At 69.1% G+C, this 21,186-nt stretch carries 14 protein-coding genes; 9 read left to right on the top strand and 5 right to left on the bottom strand.

The genetic code is table 11. The features are described 5' to 3' along the window. Window positions 1–3: 3 nt before the first annotated feature. Window positions 4–579, bottom strand: a complete 576-nt coding sequence (locus Strain318_RS06175) for a hypothetical protein (RefSeq protein ID WP_367887636.1) — start codon at window positions 577–579, stop codon at window positions 4–6. Between the two features lie 586 nt (window positions 580–1,165). On the opposite strand from Strain318_RS06175, the gene Strain318_RS06170 reads away from it, so the two are divergent. From Strain318_RS06170 to Strain318_RS06160, 3 genes are read left to right on the top strand one after another with little or no spacing between them, the layout of a single operon-like run. Beyond that, window positions 1,166–2,260 carry an NAD(P) transhydrogenase subunit alpha gene (locus Strain318_RS06170; RefSeq protein ID WP_367887635.1) on the top strand — a complete coding sequence of 365 codons (1,095 nt, stop codon included), beginning with the start codon at window positions 1,166–1,168 and terminating at the stop codon, window positions 2,258–2,260. Further along, window positions 2,260–2,556: an NAD(P) transhydrogenase subunit alpha part 2 gene (locus tag Strain318_RS06165; RefSeq protein ID WP_367887634.1), complete on the top strand. Its 297-nt coding sequence runs from the start codon at window positions 2,260–2,262 to the stop codon at window positions 2,554–2,556. The genes Strain318_RS06170 and Strain318_RS06165 overlap by 1 nt, the downstream gene beginning before the upstream one ends. Further along, window positions 2,553–3,947, top strand: a complete 1,395-nt coding sequence (locus tag Strain318_RS06160) for an NAD(P)(+) transhydrogenase (Re/Si-specific) subunit beta (protein ID WP_367887633.1) — start codon at window positions 2,553–2,555, stop codon at window positions 3,945–3,947. The genes Strain318_RS06165 and Strain318_RS06160 overlap by 4 nt, the downstream gene beginning before the upstream one ends. 136 nt (window positions 3,948–4,083) lie before the next feature. Here Strain318_RS06160 and Strain318_RS06155 read toward each other — a convergent pair whose 3' ends face one another. Then, window positions 4,084–5,244: a glycosyltransferase family 2 protein gene (locus tag Strain318_RS06155; RefSeq protein WP_367887632.1), complete on the bottom strand. Its 1,161-nt coding sequence runs from the start codon at window positions 5,242–5,244 to the stop codon at window positions 4,084–4,086. A gap of 132 nt (window positions 5,245–5,376) precedes the next feature. Between Strain318_RS06155 and Strain318_RS06150 the strand changes: the two genes are divergently transcribed. The 3 genes from Strain318_RS06150 to Strain318_RS06140 all read left to right on the top strand — a co-directional run bounded on the left by Strain318_RS06150 (window position 5,377) and on the right by Strain318_RS06140 (window position 11,328). After that, on the top strand, window positions 5,377–6,423 hold the full coding sequence (locus tag Strain318_RS06150) for a DUF4097 family beta strand repeat-containing protein (RefSeq protein WP_367887631.1): 1,047 nt from the start codon (window positions 5,377–5,379) through the stop codon (window positions 6,421–6,423). A 73-nt stretch (window positions 6,424–6,496) separates the two neighbouring features. Beyond that, entirely contained in the window at window positions 6,497–9,673 is a 3,177-nt protein-coding gene (locus tag Strain318_RS06145; protein WP_367887630.1) for a WD40/YVTN/BNR-like repeat-containing protein, read from the top strand. After that, on the top strand, window positions 9,673–11,328 hold the full coding sequence (locus Strain318_RS06140) for an amidohydrolase (protein WP_367887629.1): 1,656 nt from the start codon (window positions 9,673–9,675) through the stop codon (window positions 11,326–11,328). The genes Strain318_RS06145 and Strain318_RS06140 overlap by 1 nt, the downstream gene beginning before the upstream one ends. 170 nt (window positions 11,329–11,498) lie before the next feature. Here Strain318_RS06140 and Strain318_RS06135 read toward each other — a convergent pair whose 3' ends face one another. Next, entirely contained in the window at window positions 11,499–13,502 is a 2,004-nt protein-coding gene (locus tag Strain318_RS06135; RefSeq protein WP_367887628.1) for a S9 family peptidase, read from the bottom strand. A gap of 50 nt (window positions 13,503–13,552) precedes the next feature. Continuing rightward, window positions 13,553–15,322, bottom strand: coding sequence for an Ig-like domain-containing protein (locus Strain318_RS06130; RefSeq protein WP_367887627.1), 1,770 nt, complete (start codon window positions 15,320–15,322; stop codon window positions 13,553–13,555). 138 nt (window positions 15,323–15,460) lie between these two features. Here Strain318_RS06130 and Strain318_RS06125 point away from each other — a divergent pair, with 138 nt between their 5' ends. The 3 genes from Strain318_RS06125 to Strain318_RS06115 are packed head-to-tail and all read left to right on the top strand — an operon-like array spanning window position 15,461 to window position 19,808. Beyond that, window positions 15,461–15,934, top strand: a complete 474-nt coding sequence (locus Strain318_RS06125) for a DUF4442 domain-containing protein (protein WP_367887626.1) — start codon at window positions 15,461–15,463, stop codon at window positions 15,932–15,934. Beyond that, window positions 15,910–16,902: an NAD(P)H-dependent flavin oxidoreductase gene (locus tag Strain318_RS06120; protein WP_367887625.1), complete on the top strand. Its 993-nt coding sequence runs from the start codon at window positions 15,910–15,912 to the stop codon at window positions 16,900–16,902. The genes Strain318_RS06125 and Strain318_RS06120 overlap by 25 nt, the downstream gene beginning before the upstream one ends. A gap of 20 nt (window positions 16,903–16,922) precedes the next feature. Beyond that, complete coding sequence (locus tag Strain318_RS06115) at window positions 16,923–19,808, top strand: hypothetical protein (RefSeq protein WP_367887624.1); 2,886 nt, start codon at window positions 16,923–16,925, stop codon at window positions 19,806–19,808. On the opposite strand, the gene Strain318_RS06110 is transcribed toward Strain318_RS06115, so the two are convergent. After that, the gene (locus Strain318_RS06110; protein ID WP_367887623.1) at window positions 19,792–21,183 is read right to left on the bottom strand and encodes a COG3014 family protein; all 1,392 of its coding nucleotides are present in this window, start codon (window positions 21,181–21,183) and stop codon (window positions 19,792–19,794) included. The two genes, Strain318_RS06115 and Strain318_RS06110, sit on opposite strands and share 17 nt — an antisense overlap. Between the last annotated feature and the right edge of the window lie 3 nt (window positions 21,184–21,186).

Below are 21,186 nucleotides of genomic sequence, written 5' to 3'. Positions count from 1 at the left end.
CAATCACGGCGAGGTGATGGTGACTTCCAAGGTCAGCGTCCTGACACCGGAGGCGAAGCGCGCGTCCGCCAGGTTACCGATCGGATAGTTCAGGCGAAGGCAGAGCAGCCGATCCGTATCGGCCGTCGCAGTTCCGCCAGCGACAATGTCGTTGGAGGCGGCGAGTGGAGTCGTGGCATCACCGACGAGGCAGGCACCCGGCGCCGCGATCACTCCCCACTGCACATCCGAGTTCGACCAGCCGCCGCCGAAGCTCACGTAGTTGAGCGTGACGTCGTGGGTTGCATTCGTGCGAACCGTGAACGGCGCCTGCGTCACCACCGAGGCCGCCGCAGGCGTACCCGTGAGGTACGCAGCCCAGCCGGCCGGCGGGTCCGGGAAATCCGACGGCTCGGTAACCGTCAGGCGCGCGAGCGTCGGCACCTGGAACTGCGGCGTGATCATGACGGGCGTGCCGCAAGACCACGGCGGCGCGGAAGTCGTGTTCACCGAGCAGCTACCACCCTGCGCCTGCGACACGGCCGGAATCGCCGCAATGAGCACGGCACCGGCCACCAAACGAAGAACCGAACGAGACATCTCTAACTCCCCTGTGAGTGTTGAACCTGACTGAAACCAAAAAAGACAACGCCGCAAACGCGAACAGCTCTATCACTTTGTATCGGCAACCATTCGGGCAAACTTGCCAATTCGATCCAGCAAGCCCCTCAATAGTTGCGTCGACCCTAAAGACGAAACCAAAACGTCCTAGTCACATGACACCTGACTCAGGCCGCAATATCACCGAGTCGCAACCAGTATGCCAGTGTATCCACTTACACACAATGACTTAGCTCACATTCGCCGCATCGTTTCTTGACAGCCGTTGCAAATACTGACACTGCTTACACTTACGACACTACACCGCGCTGTATCGTCACAAATCATTGTATCACTTACGCTTATACACTATCACAGCGTGACAAAGCGCACAGCTTCACTCCGAATGCTTTACGCGGCCTCTCCCAGAACGCCCCGGCAATCCGCAACGCCTCTCGCATCTTGGGCGCGGTGCTACCCCCTACACGGGCACCCACATTCCCTGATGTGCGTTGACTCCACTCCCGTGGTAACGTTCTGGACCATTTCCTAGGTCCCGCACGGCCATCCCACCAAGAGCCTCTCCGTGATCCTCGGTATCCCGAAGGAATCCGCCGCGGGCGAACATCGCGTTGCACTCATCCCCGAAAGCGTCGCACGCCTGGTGAAGGCGGGCGTCAGCGTGCGGGTCGAGCGCGGCGCGGGACTCGCCGCAGGATTCCCTGACTCCGCCTACGAAGCCGCCGGCGCTACGCTCGGCGACGCCGCCGCGGCCCTCTCAGCAGACCTCGTCTGCAAGGTGCAGAAGCCCTCTCCCGCCGAAGCCGCGCGGATGACGAAAGGCGCGCACCTCATTTCCCTGCTCGCGCCGTCGACCAGTACGGAATCCATCGCCGCCCTCGACGCCCAAGGCGTGACGGCATTCGCCCTCGAGCTGGTCCCGCGCATCACGCGCGCCCAGTCGATGGACGTGCTCTCGTCGCAGGCCACCGTGGCCGGCTACAAGGCGGTACTCATCGGCGCCTCAGCCTCGCCGAAGTTCCTGCCGATGCTCACCACCGCAGCCGGCACGATCGCGCCCTCCAAGGTCTGCGTGCTCGGCGCGGGCGTCGCCGGCCTGCAAGCGATCGCGACGGCACGCCGCTTGGGTGCGGTCGTCAGCGGCTTCGACATCCGCGCCGCGGCGGCCGAGCAGATCCGCTCGCTCGGCGCTACGGTCGTGGCGCAGGATCTCATCGCGGCCGACAGCGAGACCGCGGGCGGCTATGCGAAAGAGCAGACCAAGGAACAGCAGGACGCCATCCAGCAGGCGCTGCGCGATCACCTGAAGGGCATGGACATGGTGATCACGACGGCGCAGATCCCTGGTCGCGCGGCGCCGCGCCTCATCTCCACCGACACGGTGAAGACGATGGCGCCGGGCGCGGTGATCGTGGACCTCGCCGCGGAATCGGGCGGCAACTGCGAGGCAACCAAGGCGGGCGAGACGGTGGACGTGCACGGCGTGCACGTGATCGGACCGGTGAACCTGCCGGCGACGATGCCCTTCCACGCCTCGCAGATGCTCTCGCGCAACATCCTCACGTTCATCCAGCACATGCTCCAGAAGGACGGCACGCTCAAGGTGGACCGCACGGACGAAATCACCGGCGCGATGATCGTCACGGGGAGGGCCGCCTAATGGATCTCATCGGTTTCATCGTCATCTTCATCCTGGCGACCTACCTCGGCGCGTCGCTCATCGGGCGCGTGCCGCCGACGCTGCACACGCCACTGATGAGCGGCGCCAACGCCGTCTCCGGCATCACGGTCGTGGGCGCGATGGCCATCGCCGGCCACTCGGACTACGGCACGATGGGCAAGGTGCTGGGCTTCCTCGCGATCGTGTTCGCGATGATGAACGTGGTCGGCGGCTACGCCGTCACCGACCGCATGCTCGAGATGTTCAAGAAGTCGCCGACGGAGGGGAGCAAGTGATCTCCATCGCGGTGGAACGCCTGCTGTACCTCGTGGCGTCAGTGCTCTTCATCATCGGCCTCAAGCGCCTCGGCAGCCCTGAGACCGCCCGCAAGGGCAACCAGCTCTCATCGCTGGGCATGCTCATTGCCGTCATCGTCACGCTGCTCTCGACCAAGACGATCGAATACGGCACGATCGCCGCCGGCCTGCTCGTGGGCGGCGCACTTGGCCTCTGGATGGCCCGCACGGTCGCGATGACGTCGATGCCGCAGATGGTCGCGCTGCTCAACGGCCTCGGCGGCGGCGCATCGTTGCTCGTGGCGAGCGCCGAGTACCTGCACGGCGTGCAGGTGGGGGCGACCTCGACCTTCGACGTGGCGATCTCGACGCACCTCGGCGTGCTCATCGGCGCGGTGACGCTCACGGGCTCGGCGATTGCGTGGGCGAAGCTGCAGGAAGTGATGTCGGGCAAGCCGATCGTGTTCGGCGGGCAGAAGGTGGTGAACAGCCTGCTCTTCGCCGTGATCCTCGGCTTCATCACGTGGCTCGTGGCGAGCCCGGCGACGGTGCCGATGTGGGCGTTCTATACGCTCGTCGCGCTCGCGCTCCTCATTGGCGTGCTGCTGGTGATCCCGATTGGCGGCGCGGACATGCCGGTGGTGATCTCGCTGCTCAACTCGTATTCCGGCATCGCCGCGGCGATGACGGGCTTCGTCATCAAGAGCGAAGTGCTGGTGATCTCCGGCGCGCTGGTCGGCAGCTCGGGCATCATCCTCTCGCAGATCATGTGCAAGGCGATGAACCGCTCGCTCACGAACGTGCTCTTCGGCGCCTTCGGCGCGACGACGGCGGCGAGCGGCAAGAGCGCGGCCGGCCTGACGGTGAAGGAAACGAACATCGAAGAAGCCGCGCTGCAGCTGGCCTATGCGCAGAGCGTCATCGTCGTCCCGGGCTACGGCCTCGCGGTGGCGCAGGCGCAGCACCAGGTGCGCGAGCTCATGGAACTGATCGAGAAGCGCGGCGGCACGGTGAAGTTCGCCATCCACCCGGTGGCCGGGCGCATGCCGGGCCACATGAACGTGCTGCTCGCGGAATCGAACGTGCCTTACGACAAGCTCGTGGACATGGACGAGATCAACGGCGAGTTCGAGCGCACGGACGTGTGCCTGGTGATCGGCGCGAACGACGTCGTGAACCCGGCGGCGCGTACCGATACCTCCTCGCCCATCTATGGCATGCCGATCCTCAATGCCGACTACGCCAAGCGCTGCATCGTCATGAAGCGCGGCATGAGCGCGGGCTTCGCCGGCATCGAGAATGAGCTGTTCTATGGCGAGAAGACGCAGATGCTGTTCGGCAATGCCAAGGATACGCTGGTTAAGCTGGTTGCCGAAGTGAAGCAGGTCTAACGGCGGTCACCACGAAGGCACGAAGGGAGCCGCGACAATCGATCGGGCCCGCAACGCCAAGAATGCAGTGCTTCTCGGAGTCGCGGGCCCGAAAGTCTATCGCGGAGCCCTTCGTGCCTTCGTGGTGAACAGTGGTTCAGGTCGCCGGCGCGGAGCTGTAGCTGCGCGTGCGCCAGCGCTTGGGCCTGCGCAGCGTGCTGATCACAAGCCGCAGCGCGGCCAACGGATCCGCGAGCGGCGACAGCCACCACGTGATGCCCCGTCGCGCGTAGCTCGGCGCGATGCCGAGCATCAACAGCCAGCGCACGCCCACGAGTACGCCCGTGCTCACGGCGAGCAGCGCGCGCCACAGCGACGGCTCGAGCGAGGGCCACGCCCACCACAGCGCGACGGCCGCCGGCAGCCACAGCCCCTGCGCGAGCACCACGAACAGCGTGTCGAGGGCCTGTTGCAGCTTGGATGTCGCGTCCTTGAGATCCAGCGAGCGCCCCCACTCGCGCCACATCTGCGCCACACTGGCGTACGAGCGCACGCGATAGAGCCGCGACCCATCGAGGAAGCCCACCGGCACGCCGCGCTTCGCCAGGTGCCGCACGAGACTCACATCCTCGGCGAAGGAGTCCTTCACCGGCGCGTAGCCGCCCTGTGCCAGGATGGTCTCGCGCTTCGCGAGAAAGCACTGCCCGTTCGCAATCACACGCTCGGGCTTCACGCGCGGGTCGCCCACGGCGCCACTGCGGTACACCAACGTCACGAGCAACGCCGGCTGCAGCCAGCGCTCGGCGGCCGTCTGGCCATCGAAGCGCGGCGCGAAGCTCACGACGTCGAACCCTTCGCGCTGCGCCGCGGCGAGCACGGCGGCCGCGCAGCCGGGCTCGGCTTCGGTGTCGGCGTCCATGCCGAGCACCCAGGGCTCTGAGGCCTGCTCCGTGCCGTGTTGCAGCGCCCAGGCCTTGCCGATCCAGCCCGAGGGTAACGGCGGGTCGGTCAGCAACCTGATGCGCGGATCCTCGGCGGCCGCGGCCTGCACCAGCTCGCGCGTGCCATCCGTGGAGCCTGAGTCGACGATCAAGATCTCCCGCACGGGGGCGCCTTGGGCGCGCAGCCCGCGCAGGCAGGGGCCGATGCGGTGCGCTTCGTTGAGGGCCGCGACGACAATCGTCAGGCCCTGCCCTCCGCCAGGCCCCCCGGGTTGCGGCATCGGCTCCTCGGGCGGCCGCCGCGAGCGCCCGCCGCTCAAGCGGCGCAGCAGGGTCAGGGCGAGCGTAGCCTGCAGGAGAGCCAACGCGGCGAGCATGGGGAGCAATCTAGGAGGGAGCGCCCCGCGGCACGGCGCCGGCGGACATCGCTTCAAACCGAACGGGCCGAGCGCCTGTCTGAGTTCCTGACCGTAGATTGCCCCCATTCCGCTCATTCCGGCGAGACCCCGATGCCCCGACTCCACGCCATCGTTCCCCTGCTCTTGCTCGCCACCGTCGCGAGTGCCCAGTCGCCCGAGCGGCATGTGCTCAGCGGCGAGCGCGTCGCCATCTGGAACCTCGCCGGCCGCGCCGAAGTGGTGGCGGGCACGGGGCGCGACGTGGTGGTCGAACTCACGCGTGGCGGCAGTGACGGCGCCCGCCTGACGGTCGAGGCCGCCAACGGGCGATTGGTGGTGAAGTATCCCTCGCGCGACATCGTGTACACGGGTCGCGAGGACTCGCACAGCTACAACACCACGTTGCAGGTCAGCGACGACGGTACGTTCAGCGGCGGCTGGGACGATGACCGCAGCGGCCGGCGCGTGCGGATCAGCAGCCGCGGCAGTGGCACGGAAGCCCATGCCGACCTGCGCATCAGCGTCCCCCAGGGCCAGCGCATCGCCATCACGCTGGGCGTCGGCGCGATCGAAGTCGGCAACGTGAACGGTGAGCTCGAGCTGCGGACGATGGCCTCGCCGATTCGCGCACGCGGCAGCAAGGGCCGCCTCGCGGCGCGCACGGGCTCGGGCCGCGTGGAGCTGGAGGATGTGGAGGGTGAGCGCGTCCAGGCGTCAACCGGCTCCGGCTCAGTGGAGCTGCGCGGCGTGCGCAGCGCCGAGCTGCGGGCGAGCACGGGGTCGGGGTCGATTGAAGGCCGCGATGTGCGCGGGGACCGACTCGACCTGAGCACGGGCTCGGGCAGCATCCGGTTGGAATCGCTGACGAGCCGCGACGTGCGCGCCTCGACGGGTTCGGGCTCCGTGGAACTGCGCTTCACCGCGGCGCCGCGCGACCTCACGGCCCGCACAGGCTCCGGCGGCGTGACGCTGGGCCTGCCCCGCGAGCCGAACGTGGAGCTGGATATCCGCACGGGTTCGGGCGGCATCTCGACGGATTTCCCGGTCACGATGGACCAGGTGCGCCGCAACGAACTGCGCGGCCGCATCGGGACGGGCGCGGACGGCACGATCCGCGTCTCGACGGGCTCGGGCGGCGTGCGGTTGCGGCGCGACTAAGGATTCCGTTCGGCGATTGCGGTTCGGCGGGTGCGGGGCGAATCTCAAGGCACACCATTCGCCCCCACCTTGCATGCGCACGTTGCCTGTCTCGGGCCTCGCGGCCCTCCTCGTCGTTGCCCTCTCGTCGGCATCTGTAGACGCCCAAGGCCGCGGTCGCGCGGCGACCACCGCTCCCGCGGCTCCTGCGGCGGACTCCTCGCTCGCCGACTATGCGGCGATGGCGTGGCGCAACATCGGCCCCTCGCGCGGCGGCCGGTCGGTGGCCGTGAGCGGCGTCCCGGGCATGCCGCTGACGTACTTCGCAGGCTACACGGGCGGCGGGCTCTGGCGCACGGACGACGCCGGCATCAACTGGCGCAACATCTCCGACGGTTTCTTCCGCACCGGCACGATCGGCGCCATCGCCGTCGCCGCCTCGGACCATAACGTGATCTACGTGGGCTCCGGCGAGCACGCGATCCGCGGGCAGTCCTCGACCTACGGTGACGGCGTCTACAAGAGCACGGACTTCGGCCGAACGTGGACGCACATCGGCCTTGAGGCGACGCGGCAGATCTCCGCCGTGCGCGTGCATCCGCAGGATCCGAACGTGGTGTACGTCGCGGCGCAGGGTGACCGCTGGCAAGGCTCGACGGACCGCGGCATCTACCGCTCGCGTGACGGCGGCGCGACCTGGCAACTGGTGCTGCGCGGGCAGAACCCGACCAGCGGCGCCAGCGACCTCTCGATGGACCCGAGCAACCCGCGCATCCTCTATGCGGCGTTCTGGGATCACCAGCGCCAACCGTGGTATGTGCGCTCGGGCGGCGCCGGCTCCGGCATCTGGAAGTCCACCGACGGCGGCGACACCTGGACGCGCCTCACGAACGGCCTGCCCGCCCTCATGGGCAAGATCGGCGTGAGTGTCTCGCCGGCGAATCCGGACCGCGTGTTCGCGATCGTCGAAGCGGAGAACGGCGGGCTGTATCGCTCGGACGACGCGGGCCGCAACTGGCGCCGGCTCTCGGGCGACCGCCTGATCCAGACGCGCTCGTGGTACTACATGAAGACGATCGCCGACCCAAAGAACGAGAACGTGGTCTGGGTGCTGAACGCGCCGGTACTGCGCTCGATCGACGGCGGCGCGACCTTCGCCGTGGTGCCGGCCACGCACGGCGACAACCACGCGCTGTGGATCGACCCCAGCGACCCGTCGCGCATGATCAACGGCAACGACGGCGGCGCCAGCATCTCGCTCGACGGCGGCAAGAGCTGGAGCTCGCAGGAGAACCAACCGACGGCGCAGTTCTATCACGTCTCGGTGGACCAGCAGTTCCCGTATCGCCTCTACTCGGGCCAGCAGGACAACTCCTCGGTGTCCATCGCCAGCCGCACGGACGGCGGCAGCATCGGCCTGCGGGATTGGGAAGAGAGCGCTGGCTGCGAGAGCGCCAACATCGGCGTGGGCAAGAGCGGGCGCTACGCCTACGGCGGCTGCTACCAGGGCCTCATCAACGAACTCGACACCGAGACGGGCCTGACGCGCGCCATCATGGTGTATCCGGCGATGAACCTCACCGAGCGCACCGACAGCACGAAGTACCGCTTCAACTGGACGGCGCCGATCGTCGTCTCGCAGCACGACGAGCGCACCATCTATTACGGCGGCAACCGCCTCTTCCGCACGACGGACCGCGGCACGACCTGGGCGGAGATCTCACCAGACCTCACGAAGAACGACCGCGCGCGCCAGGGCTGGGGCGGCGGGCCGATCACCAACGAAGGCGCGGGTGGCGAGGTCTACGCGACGATCATCGTGGTAGCCGAGTCGCCGCATGACAAGAACGTGCTGTACGTGGGCACGGACGACGGCCTGATCCAGCGCACGGCCGACGGCGGCGCGACGTGGACGAACATCACGCCGGCCGCCGCCGGCGACGGCCTCGTGAACGAGATCGAAGTCTCGCCGCACGACGCGAACACGGTGTACATCGCCTTCCGCAAGGACCGCGTGGGGGACCCGACGCCGCACATCTTCCGCTCTACCGATGCCGGCCGCACGTGGACGCGGCTCGTCGACGGCCTGCGCGCCGGTGAGCCGGTGCGCGTCGTGCGCGAAGATGCCACCCGCCGCGGCCTGCTCTACGCCGGCACGGAGACGGGCGTGTACTTCTCGCTCGACAACGGCGCGCGCTGGCAGGCGTTCTCGCGCTTCCCGAAGGTGCCGGTGACGGACCTCGATGTGAGCACCGGCGACCTCGTGGTCGCGACGGAAGGCCGTGCGTTCTGGATCCTCGACAACCTCGGGCCGCTGCAGCAGCGCACGGCCGAAGTCGCGGCTACGCCGATGCATCTCTTCCGCCCGCGGCCCACGCATCTCACGCCGGGCGGCGGTGGGTTCGGCGGCGGTGGCGCGAGCACGCGCGTCGGCGCCAACGCGCCCTTCGGCGCGGTCCTCGACTTCACCGTCACGCGCAGCGACAGCACGCAGAAGGTGACGCTCGAGATTCTCGACGAGAAGGGCACGCTGGTCCGTCGCTACGCGTCTGACGCCACCGGCCGCGCGCGACTCGCCGTGCGCAATGGTCTCAATCGCCATGCCTGGGACCTGCGCCACGAAGGGCCGACGCAGTTGCCGAACGTCGTGCTGTTCGGGGCCCCGCCGGGCGGCGCGGGTCCGCGCGTGATGCCCGGGCGCTACACCGCCCGACTCACGATGGGCGACCGCGTACTCACGCAGCCCGTGGACGTCATGCGCGACCCGCGCCTCGGCCCTCCCGCTGACGCCCGCGCCGTCGTCGTGCGCGACTCCGTCGCGCGCACGCTCAACGCGCGCATCGGCGAGATCCATGACTACGTGCTCCGCCTGCGCGACATCCGCACGCAGGCGCAGGGCATCGTGCAGCGCAGCGCCACGCACGCTCAAGCAGACTCCGTGAAGCTGCTCGGCGGTCGCGTCACGGGCGGCACGGACCGCTTCGAGCCGCGCCTCACGACCAAGGCCGCCAACGGCCAGGACATCATCAACTACGCCAACGGCATCAACGGGCAGTTCGGGTTCCTGCTTGGCGAAGTCGAGGACCATCCCGAGATCACCGCATCGGCGCGCCAGCGCATGAGCGATGTCGAGGTAATGTGGCGTGCCCTGCGCGCGGAGCTGGAGCGCTTTGAGACGACGGAGCTCGCCGCCTTCAACGCGTTCCTGAGCCGCAACGGACTGCCGACGATCCTGTTGCCGGCGCCGAAGCAGCCCTCGCCGATCATGTGATGCGGCGCGTATTGCTGCTGGCCATCCTCGCGGGCCTCGCCTGCGCCCGCGAGGCTCCGCCGGATGCCATCCTCCACAATGGCAAGGTGTGGACGGGCGACTCACTGCGCCCGAGCGCGACGGCGATCGCGATCCGCGGCGAGCGCATCGTCGCCGTGGGCAGCGACGCGGAGATCCTCGCGCTGGCGGGCGACAGCACCGCCGTCGAGGACTTGCAGGGTCGCCGGGTGATCCCCGGGCTGCACGATGCGCACTGGCACTTCCGGACGCGGCGCACGGCGGACTTGGGCGACGCCAAGGACGCCGCGGAGTTGGTGGCGCGCCTGCAGGCCTTCGCCGCAGAGATGCCGGCGGACGCATGGATCACGGGACGTGGCTGGACCCCGGACATGTTCCCGCGCAACACCGCGCACCGACGCTTCCTCGATGCGGCGTTCCCCGACCGACCGGTGCTCATCACCGATCGCGACGGACACCAGGCGATTGCCAACGCGACGGCGCTGCGACTTGCCGCCGTCAGCGCCGAGACGCGCGACCCGACGGATGGCGTGATCGTGCGCGAACCGGACGGGACACCGACCGGCTTGCTGCAGGAATCGGCGATGGGGCTCGTGCGCCGGCTGCTCCCCGCCCCGAGCGAGCTCGAGGTGCGCCGCTCGCTCAACGAACTGATGGCGCACGCCGCGTCGGTCGGCCTCACCGCCGTGCAGGTGGCCAACGCGACCACGGCCACGGAGGACTCGGCGATCGCGCGGGCCATCGCAGCCGATTCGATCCGCCTGCGCTTCCGCATCGCCGTGCCGTTCACGGAGGCGGCGACGGACTCGGTCCTCGACGCGTACGCCGCGCGCGCGCGGCGCGAGACGGGCCCGTACCTGCGCTTCGGGATCGCCAAGGGCATGCTCGACGGCACGGTGGACGCCGGCACCGCGGCGATGCTGGAGCCGTACACGGGCACCGAGAGCCGTGGTCTGCCGATGTGGGAGCTGACGCCCTTGCTCAACACGCTGGCGCGCTACGACCGCGCCGGCCTGCAGGTGGAACTCCACGCGATCGGCGACCGCGCGATCCGCCTCGCCTTGGATGCCTTCGACTCGCTCGCGACGCGCAACGGCCCGCGCGACCGCCGCGGCCGCGTCGAGCACCTCGAGGTGCCTCACCCGGAGGACATCCCGCGCTTCAAGCGGCTCGGCGTCATCGCGAGCACGCAGGCGATCTTCGCCATGCCCGGCCCCACGTCGATGCAGAACTACGTGCCGCTGCTCGGCCCGGTGCGCGAGCGGCGTGCGATGCCGTTCAAGGCGCTGGATGACGCAGGGGCGATCCAGGCCTTCGGCTCGGACTATCCGGTGTTCCCGATGGACCCGCTGCTCGGCATCTACACGGCGGTGACGCGACAACTCGCCGACGGCACCCCGCGCGGCGGCTGGGTGCCCGAGCAGCGCATCAGCGTGGAGCGTGCGCTGCACTTCTACACGTGGGGGTCGGCTTACGCGGCGTACCGCGAGCACGAGCTCGGCGTCCTGGCGCCGGGGTACTATGCCGACCTGGTCGTGTTGAGCGAGGACATCCTCGTACCCGATCCGCAGGCGCTGCTGCGGGCGAAGCCCGTGCTCACGATGCTCGGCGGCCGCGCGGTGCATCGTGCGCGTTAGGGACTACTGGCCACAGAGGCAGGAGACACAGAGGATTGCGCTTGGTCGACGACAGCAAACACCTTGGGGGTCCGAGCCGAGAATTCGGCGCGGACCCCCAAGGTATTGAGTTCGAACCGGCCATCCTCTCCGAGCGGCAAGCAAGGCTCCGTGTCTCTGTGCCTCTGTGGCTAAGTAGTTAGTCCCAACTGATCGAGCATGAACGCATACCGGAACGCCGCCTCACGGTACTGCTCGTAGCGCCCCGACCCGCCGCCGTGGCCAGCGGTCATCTGCATGCGCAGCAGCAGCACGTTCGTGTCGGTCTTGAGCGCGCGGAGCTTGGCCACCCACTTCGTCGGTTCCCAATAGGCCACGCGCGGGTCGTAGAGCCCGCTGATCACGAGCATGGCGGGATACGCCTGCGCCTGCACGTTGTCGTACGGCGAGTACTGCCGGATGTAGCGGTACTCCGCCTCCACCTGCGGGTTGCCCCACTGCAGCCACTCCTGCGCCGTGAGCGGAATGCTCGCGTCGAGCATCGTGTTGATCACGTCCACGAACGGCACATCCGCGACGATCGCGCGGAAGAGGTCGGGCCGCAGGTTCGCCACCACACCCATCAACAGGCCACCGGCGCTGCCCCCGTGCGCCACGATCCGATCGGGCGCCGTGTAGCGCTCGCGGACCAAGTGCTCGGCCACGTCGATGAAGTCGGTGAACGTATTCATCTTCTTCAGCATCTTGCCGTCGTCGTACCACTGGCGCCCCATCTCCTGCCCGCCGCGGATGTGCGCGATGGCATAGATGACGCCGCGGTCGATCAACGACACGCGCGCCGAGCTGAACGTGGGCTCCAGCGTGTAGCCATAGGACCCGTAGGCATAGAGCAGCAGCGGGCGCGAGCCGTCGCGCACGAGGTCCTTGCGGTACACCATCGACACCGGGATGCGCGTGCCGTCGCGGGCCGTGGCCATCGTGCGCTCAACCGCGTAGCGCGAGGGTTCGTAGCCGCCGAGCACTTCGTCACGCTTCTTGAGCTCGCGGCTTCTTGAGTCCATCCGGTAGTCGAACACCGAGTTCGGCGTCACCGGTGAGCTGTACATGAAACGCAGCGTGTCGGTGTCGAACTCCGGGTTGCTCGTCGGGAACACGCCGTAGGCCGACTCGGGGAACTCGACGTCGTGCGCCGCGCCCGTGGCCAGCGCATGCACGACCAGCCGCCGCAGGCCCTCGCGGCGCTCGGTGACGACGACATGCCGCTTGAAGGCCATCACGTCCTCGACGAACGCGTCGGCCCGAGGCGTGAGCCAGGGCTCCCACGCGCCGGGCGCACCGAACGGCGCGCGCATCACCTGGAAGTTGCGTGCCTCGCGGTTGGTGAGGATGTAGAACCAGCCATCGCCGGGGATGACATCGTACTCGAGGTCGGGTTGCCGCGGCGCCACCATCCGTGGCGGCGTCGAGGGATCGTCCGCCGACAGCACGGACCACTCCGACGACGTGAACGACGAGCTGCCGAGCACGATCCACTCGCCGCTGCGCGCACGGGCCACGCTGGCGTTGAACGTGACGTCCGGCTCGTGCAGCACCCGCACATCCTGCTCACGCGGCGTCCCGACGACGTGGCGCCAGACGGAATCACCGCGCTTGGCGGCGTCGAAGGTCACATAGAAGAGCGTGCGGTTGTCATTGGCCCAGGCGAGGCCCCAGCTCACCTTCTCGATGCGATCGGCCAGCCACGCGCCCGTGCGCAGGTCGCGGATGCGCAGCGTGAAGTCCTCGTAGCCGGTGCTGTCCTCGAGCACGGCGAGCCAGTTGCCGTCCGGCGAGACCGCCATGCCGCCGAGCTCGTAGTACGCGAGCCCCTCGGCCTCCGCGTTCTCATCGAGCACCGTCTCCTCCGGCGCGTCAAGCGAGCCGCGCCGGCGCAGGTGCACGGGATACTGCTTGCCCTTGAAGGTGCGCGACTGGTAGAACCACCCGCCGTCCTTCACGGGCACGGAGTCGTCGTCCTCCTTGATGCGCGCGACGATCTCAGCGTAGAGCGCGTCCTCGAGCGGCTTGGTGTGCGCGGTCATCGCGTCGGTGTACGCGTTCTCGCGCTCGAGGTACGGAATGGTCTCCGGGTGCTCGCGGTCCCGGAAGTAGGCGTAGTCGTCGACGCGACGCTCCCCGTGAAGCGTGAGCTCCACGGGGAGGCGAGGCGCGACCGGCGGAACCGGCGGCGTGGGTGACGTCAACGTCAGCGCAGGAGCGGCCGCACGCGGCCTTGGGCGTCGACGGTTTGGGTCGGCAGCACCGGCGCCGGCAACTGCAAGCCGAGGCGCAGGTTCTGCGGGTTCAGAATGCCGCGCTCGCGCAAGGTCGGCGTCGGCATCACGTAGTGCTCGGCTTGTTCGATATCCACGGTGTAGCCGAGGTCACCGAGCGCCGCCATGGACATGCGCGAGAACGGCGGACGCGGCGGGTCGATGTAGCCCGTCATTAGCTCGTGGTCGAACGTCAGCTCGCGCCAGTGGCCGTACTGCGTGCCGGCGCCGCAGCCTGGGATACCGACGCAGTTCTCCACCGGCACCTGCACGGCGCAGGTGAGCGTCCCACCGTGCTCCTCGCGGCAGGCGCGCGTCGCGCGCTCGCCGAGGAAGCCCGGATCGCCCGTGTCGCCCGTGTAGATGTTCGGGATGAGCGGATCGCGCCACGTCGAGCCGAGGCCGATCACGTGCAGCATCTCGTGCAGGATGACGGGCAGCAACGTGCCGTTGGTCACGAGGTTGTTGAGGTCGGCGTCGTCGAACTCCATGAGGCCGATGACGGCGAGGCGGCTCGTGGACCGGATCGAGCACGGACCGGCGCGGCCGAGGACGGCACCGACGCCGTCGATCGGCGCCACGCGCATCAGGATGATGACGCCGCCCGTGGACGTTCCCGCATCGATGGTCTGGCTGAAGCAACTCGCGGGTGTCGTGGTCGCCGTGGAGAAGGTGACGATCGAGATCGGCGCGCGGATCACCGATTGGATGCGCGCCCGGGCGCAGTCGAAGGCTTCCTGCACCGCCGGGCTCAGGCCCGGTCCCACGTTGCGCAACTCAATTGGATACGTGCCGGCCGGCCCGGCGCCGCAGTTGTCGACCGTCAACGTCACGGTGTCTGCCGCGGCGCCGTAGGTCGCGATGATCTGCGAGGTGCCGGTGGTGTTGGTGCTGGCGGTGACGAGGCCTGCGTCCGTGGTGGTGACCACGGCACCGTTGCTCGAGGTGTACGTCGCCGGCAGGCCCGTGATGCGCGAACCCGCGGCCGTCGTCGCCACGACGCGCAGGCGCTTGGTGTAGCCGAGGCGCAGGTAGGGCTGCTGCGGCTGGATCTCCAGCGAGGCCAACGCGGAGGGCGCGACGCTGACCAGGACCGAGTCGCGCACCGACCCGAGCGTGGCGACCACGCGCGCCGAGCGGTTGCTGGTCCCGATGAACGCCACCGGGGTGAGCTGGCCATTGGCGCTCACCTGCACCACGTTCGTGTCGCGCGACTCCCAGAATGGCTGGCGACCGGAGAGCAGGCCGCCGCCGGCATCGCGCGCCTGGAACGTCAGCGTCGGCGTCTGCCCTTCGGCAATCGGCCCGGCGAGCGCCGCCAGCGTGATCGTCGCGGCCGCAACCGGCTGCACGAGCAGTTCCGCATCGTCCGACACGCCGCCGATGGTGGCCGTCACGCGCACCGACGCGCTGGTGTTGGTGCGGTTGTTCTTGGCCGTCGCCAGGCCCGAGGACGTGACGGTGACGAGGCTGGTATCGGCGGACGTCCAGGTCACGGGACGGTTTGTCACCGGGTTGCTGTTGACGTCCGTGACGACGACGCCGAGCTGCAGCGAGGCGCCGCTCTCGATGAGTGCCGTGCCCGGCCCCACCACCACCGAGGCAATCGCCGGCGGCGGTTTCGTGGGGGACTCACACGCCGACGCGCCCAGCACTGCCGTCGCCGCCACCAGCGCCCATCGCCTGCCGCCCGTCACCCGCATTCGCGCTCCGCCGTGTAAGGGGATTCCTGCCCGTGATATACCCGTGACGCTACCGCCATCGCACCTCGCCTCACAAGGGGGACAGCGTCCGGCCTGCCGTCGCTTCCCTTCCCCCCGGCGCCCGGCGAGCTTTTCCCGATGGCCTCCTCTCCCGGCACCCGCCTGCTGTCCCTTTGGCGCCGCCTCTCCGCGCTCCCTGGCGGCGAGTGGCTCTTCGCCAAGATCTTCGCCCGGACCGTGCCCTACTCCGGCTCCGTGCGGCCCCGCATCAAGGTTCTCGAACCCGGCCATGCGGAGGTCGAAATCCCCGACATCCGGGCCAACCGCCAGCACTTGGGCAGCGTCCACGCCATCGCCCTTATGAACGTAGCCGAGATGGCCTCGGGCCTCGCCATGATGGCCGGCCTGCCGGAGAACATCCGCGGCATCGTGACGACGCTGTCGATGACCTACCATAAGAAGGCGCGCGGCACCATCCGCGCCGTGAGCCGCGTCACCGTCCCCACGGTCACGGCGGACCAGGACTTCGAGGTCATCGCCGAGTGCTTCGATCCGTCGGGCACGAAGGTCGCCACGGGCAAGGTGCTGTGGCGCCTCGGGCCGGCGCGATGATGGAGACGCCGTTCACGCGCCACGCCGGCGTGCAGGTGCCGCTGGTCTGCGGCCCCATGTACCCCTGCTCCAATCCCGAACTCGTCGCGGCCGTCAGCGAAGCGGGCGGACTCGGCATCGTCCAGCCGATCTCGCTCACCTACGTGCACGGCTACGAGTTTCGCGCCGGGCTGCGGCACATCCGCTCGCTGACCAGCAAGCCTATCGGCTTCAACGCGCTCATCGAGGGCAACAACAAGCTCTACCGCGAGCGTATGTCGCAGTGGATCGACATCGCGCTCGAGGAGGGCGTGCGCTTCTTTCTGACCTCACTCGGCAACCCGAAGTGGGTCTGCGAGCGCGTGCATGCGGCGGGCGGCGTGGTCTACCACGACGTTACCGAGCGCAAATGGGCGCAGAAGGGCGTGGACGGCGGCGTCGACGGGCTCGTGGCGGTGAACAAGCTCGCCGGTGGGCACGCGGGCCGGCTCTCGCCCGAAGCACTGTTCGATGAACTGGCGCCCTTTGGGCTGCCCATCGTCTCCGCCGGCGGCGTCGGCGACGCGCAGGAGTTCACGCGACAGCTGCGCATCGGCTACGCGGCGGTGCAACTCGGCACGCGCTTCATCGCCACGCCGGAGTGCAAGGCCAGCGATGCCTACAAGCAGGCGATCATCGACGCGGAGGCCGATGACATCGTGATGACGGAGCGTCTCACCGGCGTCCCGGTGGCTGTCATTAGGAATCCGTTCATAGATCGGCTCGGGACCTCGGCGGGGTGGTTCGCGCGTTGGATGCTCAAGGGTCGCAAGACCAAGCATTGGATGCGAACCTTCTACGCGCTCAACTCCGTACGTCGCCTCAAGAAATCGCTGCACTCCTCCGACGTGAGCAGCGATTACTGGCAAGCCGGTCGTTCGGTGGCCGGCATCCACGAGGTGAAGCCCGCCGGCGACATCGTGCGGGAGTTCGCCGCCGCCCTCGACTGACCGCTCACCGGCATCCGTCCATGCGTCACACGGCTCTTCGTGCGCTCGCCGCGCTCATCCTCGCCTGCGCCTCCAACGTACCGCTCGCCGCCCAAGTCGAAGTCCCGTCGCTCAAGTACCGGACCTTCGAGACCCCGCACTTCCGCATCCATTACGAGCCCGAGCTCGAAGCCTGGGCGCGCCAAGTCGCCGAGCGCATGGAGAGCGTGCGCACGGCGGTCGCCGACCGCGTGGGCTACGCGTATCCGCACAAGATCGACCTCGTCGTCGAGGATCCGTTCAACCAACCCAACGGTTCCGCGTGGCCATCGCTGACCACGCCGGCCATGCGCTTCTGGGCCACGCCGCCCTCGCCCACCAGCAACATCGGCAACTCGCGCGGCTGGGGCGAGATCCTCGCGGTCCACGAATACGCGCACCTCGCGCACCTGCTGCGCCCGTCGCGCAAGCCACTCTCGTTGCCGCTGGGCATCTTCAGCATCGTGCCGCTCGGCCCCATCACCCGCGTGCCCGCATGGGTTACCGAAGGCTACGCGACGGTGATCGAGGGCGAACTCACCGGCAGCGGGCGCCCGAACTCTGCGCTGCGCCCGGCGATCATCCGTACGCTGGCGCTGGAAGGCTACCTGCCCGCCTACGGGCAGCTCGATGCCACCGGCCGCTTCAACGGCGGCGCCATGCGCTACTTGATCGGGTCGGCCTATCTCGAATGGCTGCAGGTGCAGTACGGCGACACCGTACTCCCGCGGCTGTGGCGCGGCACCACGGCGCGCGCCGGGCGTAACTTCCCCGCCGCCTTCAATGCCACCTTCGGTGACGCGCCCGACGTGCTGTATGGTCGATTCAGCGCACAAGTCACCGAACAGGCCGCCGCCGTGCGCGACCAGATCCGTCGCAACGGCTTGGCGCAGGGCTCTCTGGTACAGAAATGGTCGTGGGCGGTGGGCTCGCCCGACGTCGCGCCCGACGGGGAACGCATCGCCGTGCGCCGCGCGACGAACACGGATCCCGGCGGCATCGTCGTGCTCTCGCTCAAGCCCGACACCGCGGCGCAGCGTCGCGATTCCACGGCACTCGCCAAGCGGTTGGCGAAGGACCCGGAAGACATCGTCTTCGCTCAACCGTATCCGCGTGCACTCAAGCGCAGCGCGATCCTCCGCCCCGTCAACGGCAGCCCGTACGACGCACCGCGCTGGATGCCCGACGGCGAGCGCATCCTCGTCACCCGCAGCGTGCCGCTGGGCGACGGCCGCGCGCGCAGCGACTTGTTCGAGTGGCAGGTGAAGTCCGGCCGCGTACGGCGCATCACGAAGGGCGCAGGCATCCAGCTCGCCGACCCCACGCCCGACGGACAGCGTGCCGTCGCGCAGCAGTGCGGCGCGGGCGTCTGCTCGTTGCTCATCGTCGAGCTCGCCAGCGGCGCACGGCGCGTACTCAAGCAAGGCGGCCTCGACGCCAGCTACGCGGGTGCGCGCGTCTCGCCGGATGGCCGCCGCGTCGCGTCTGCGCGGCAGCAGAACGGTCGTTGGGTGCCCGTGGTGATCGACCTCGCCACCGGCGAGGAGCGCGTGCTCGGCCCCGCCGATGCGGCGTCGCGGTTCAGCCCCACGTGGGAGAACGACTCGACGCTGCTCGTGGCCAGCGAAGCCAGCGGCGCCATCGAGATCGAACGCATCCCGCTCAGCGGCGGCACGATCACCGTCGCGGTGCGTACGCTCGGCGCCGCCGCCTCGCCGGAAGTCGGTCCCGACGGCCGCATCTGGTGGCTGGACCTGCACGGACGCGGCTGGGACCTGCGCGTGAACGACGCGGGCAGCAGCGTGGCCGTTGCCCCGCCGCTCGATGAGGCGCAGTTCCCCGCCGTGAAGCGCGTCGATACGCGCCGCGCGCAGCAGTTCGAGGTCACGCCGCTCAATGAGCCGCGCCGCTACGGCGCCGGGCCCTTCGGCGTGACGTTCCTCATGGTCGGCACCGATGGTCAGGACGGCAGCGTCTTCGCCGCGGGCGCGACCTTCGGCGATCCCGTCGGTCGTGGCACCGGCGTGCTCTACGCCGGCGGCGGCTTGGATGGCGCGTGGAACGGCGCGCGCCTGGGCTACACGTGGCGCGGATTCCGCCCAGCCATCACCCTCGAAGGATTCGTCACCGACTACCTGCCGTCGCGGCACCCGGGAAAGGTCGGGTTCGGCTGGGAGGTTTTCGACCGCCGCTACACCGGCGCATTGCTGGCCGCTGAACTCTCACGCACCGGCGCGCGCACGCGCCTCAGCACGCGGCTCGGCGGCAGCCTCGGCAACAGCGACAACCCGTCTCTCATCCTTACCAAGCGCGAGCGCACGCTGTACTTCGCGGAACTGGGTGGCGGCCTCACGCTCGACACGCGGCCGCGCCAGAGCCTGGCGTTCGACTGGAAGGCCAACTACACCGGCGGCACCGCCGAGGATTCCGACTTCACCCGCACGACGGTAGACGCGCGCATCGCCATGCGCATGCCGCAGGGCGGCTTCGCCGTGCGGGCGCGCGGCGGTGAAGTGAACGACGGCGCGCCGATCAGCGAGATGTTCTTCGTCGGCGGCACGGCCTCGCCGTTCGTCGACCCCGCGGCGCTCGGCAATCGCATCGAGCACCTCGGCCTGCCCTTCGGCATCGCCAGCGGGCGTCGCTTCGGCATGCTCACGGCGGAGACCACCGGTCCCCTCCGCTTCTATCACGATTGGATCGTCGGCGGCGACGAGGAGTTCGGGGAGACGCTGCGCGTGGTCGGGGGCGAGTTCACCTTCGACGTGCCGCGCATCTCGGTGATGCGGATCCCGTCGGCCAACTTCCGCATCGGCCTCACGCACTCGCTGAACGGCCCGGTGCGCAACGAGACGCAGGTGTACTCGTCGTTCAGCGTGCGGCCATAGTCGGGCCGATCCCACCCCGGGGCCACGCGCGGTGCGTCAGCACCGCGACGCCCCCGGGGCGCACGGTCACCGTGCCGAGCGGGTGCACCACGCCGCCCTGCAACACTTCGATCGGGTGCTCGCCCACCGGCAACCGCACCCGCGCGATCGTCAGGCGGTGCGGCAGCAGCTGCCAGGCGCGCAGGTCCGGCTGGTCAATGACCGTTGAGCTCACCGAGAACGCGCCGAGCAGGAGGCCGAAGAGCATGCGGGGAATGCGCTGCGAGCGCGTGTCCTCTTTGTCCTCGTCGTCTTCGTCGCCGTTGATGGCGCGGTCGATCTGGCCCTCGGCCGCCCGCATGGCCGCGTAGCGCACCGCCGCGCGCGCGATGCCGCGCGCGAGCTTCGCGGGCACCTCACGCTCGAAGTCGCCGCCCACCGAGCCGGTCACGTCGGCCTGCAGCAGCGGGAACGTCCGGGGATTCGTGCGCACCTCGATGGGATGCGGCCCCGGCGTCGGGTCGCCGAAGGTGGCCCAGTTCACTTCGTACGTGAGCCAGCCCAGGCTGGCGTCGTGATTGAACGGGTCGTAGCGCCGGTTCGCCACGCGATTCGCGATGATGATGCGATTCGCATCCGAGCCGGTGGTCAACCCCACCAGCTCGTCGCTGTTGGTGTAGATGCCCAGCGTCTGCGGCTGCGGACGGCCGACGAAGCCGTCTTCGACGATGACCACGACGTCGCCGCTATCCGCACCGGCCCGCAGCGTGTCGCCGGGCAGCGTGCCGAGCAGCGCCGTGGCGTTCCGATAGGCGACGCGCGCATCCTCGTACTCGCCGGCCGCCTCGAACATCACGCCCGTGAAGTAGCGTAGCGCGCCTTCAAGCTCCCGTGCCGGCTTGCGGCCCTCGGCCTGCAGCAGCATCGCGAGGCGCCGCGCCTCCACGGCGGTCTCGTCGAGGTTGCCCTGCGCCAGCCAGTTCAGCGCGCCGTAGTACGGCACGAAGTAGTGCTCCGTGGCGAGCGGATAATACGGCAGCGCCGCGTCCGAGGTCATGAGCGACATCGCGCCCGCCGACAGGCGCTTGGTGTAGCGATCCTCGACGATCTGCCAGGCGCGGTCCATCGACTTGGCACCGGCCGCGTACTCGTGCGCGTGCAAGGCGATGACACCCCGATACATGTGGCGCAGCAGCGCGTCGCGCGGGGCGACCTTCTTGTCGCCCATGGCGATCCACGCCTGGTCGGCGCGGCCGTACATCAGGTGATCGCGAATCGTCCACTCCGCCGCGATGCCCATCGGCCCGGCGCGCCACGCCGCATTGGCCGTCGCGCAGCCGCTCGTGCCGAGCACGAGCGGGAGCGCGAGGGCCAGCCAGCCGCGGGTGGGACGCAAGGC

It is taken from the genome of Pseudogemmatithrix spongiicola (assembly GCF_030623445.1).
In the GTDB taxonomy this organism is placed as follows: Bacteria; Gemmatimonadota; Gemmatimonadetes; order Gemmatimonadales; family Gemmatimonadaceae; genus Pseudogemmatithrix; species Pseudogemmatithrix spongiicola.
This window is presented reverse-complemented; position numbering and strand designations above follow the sequence as displayed.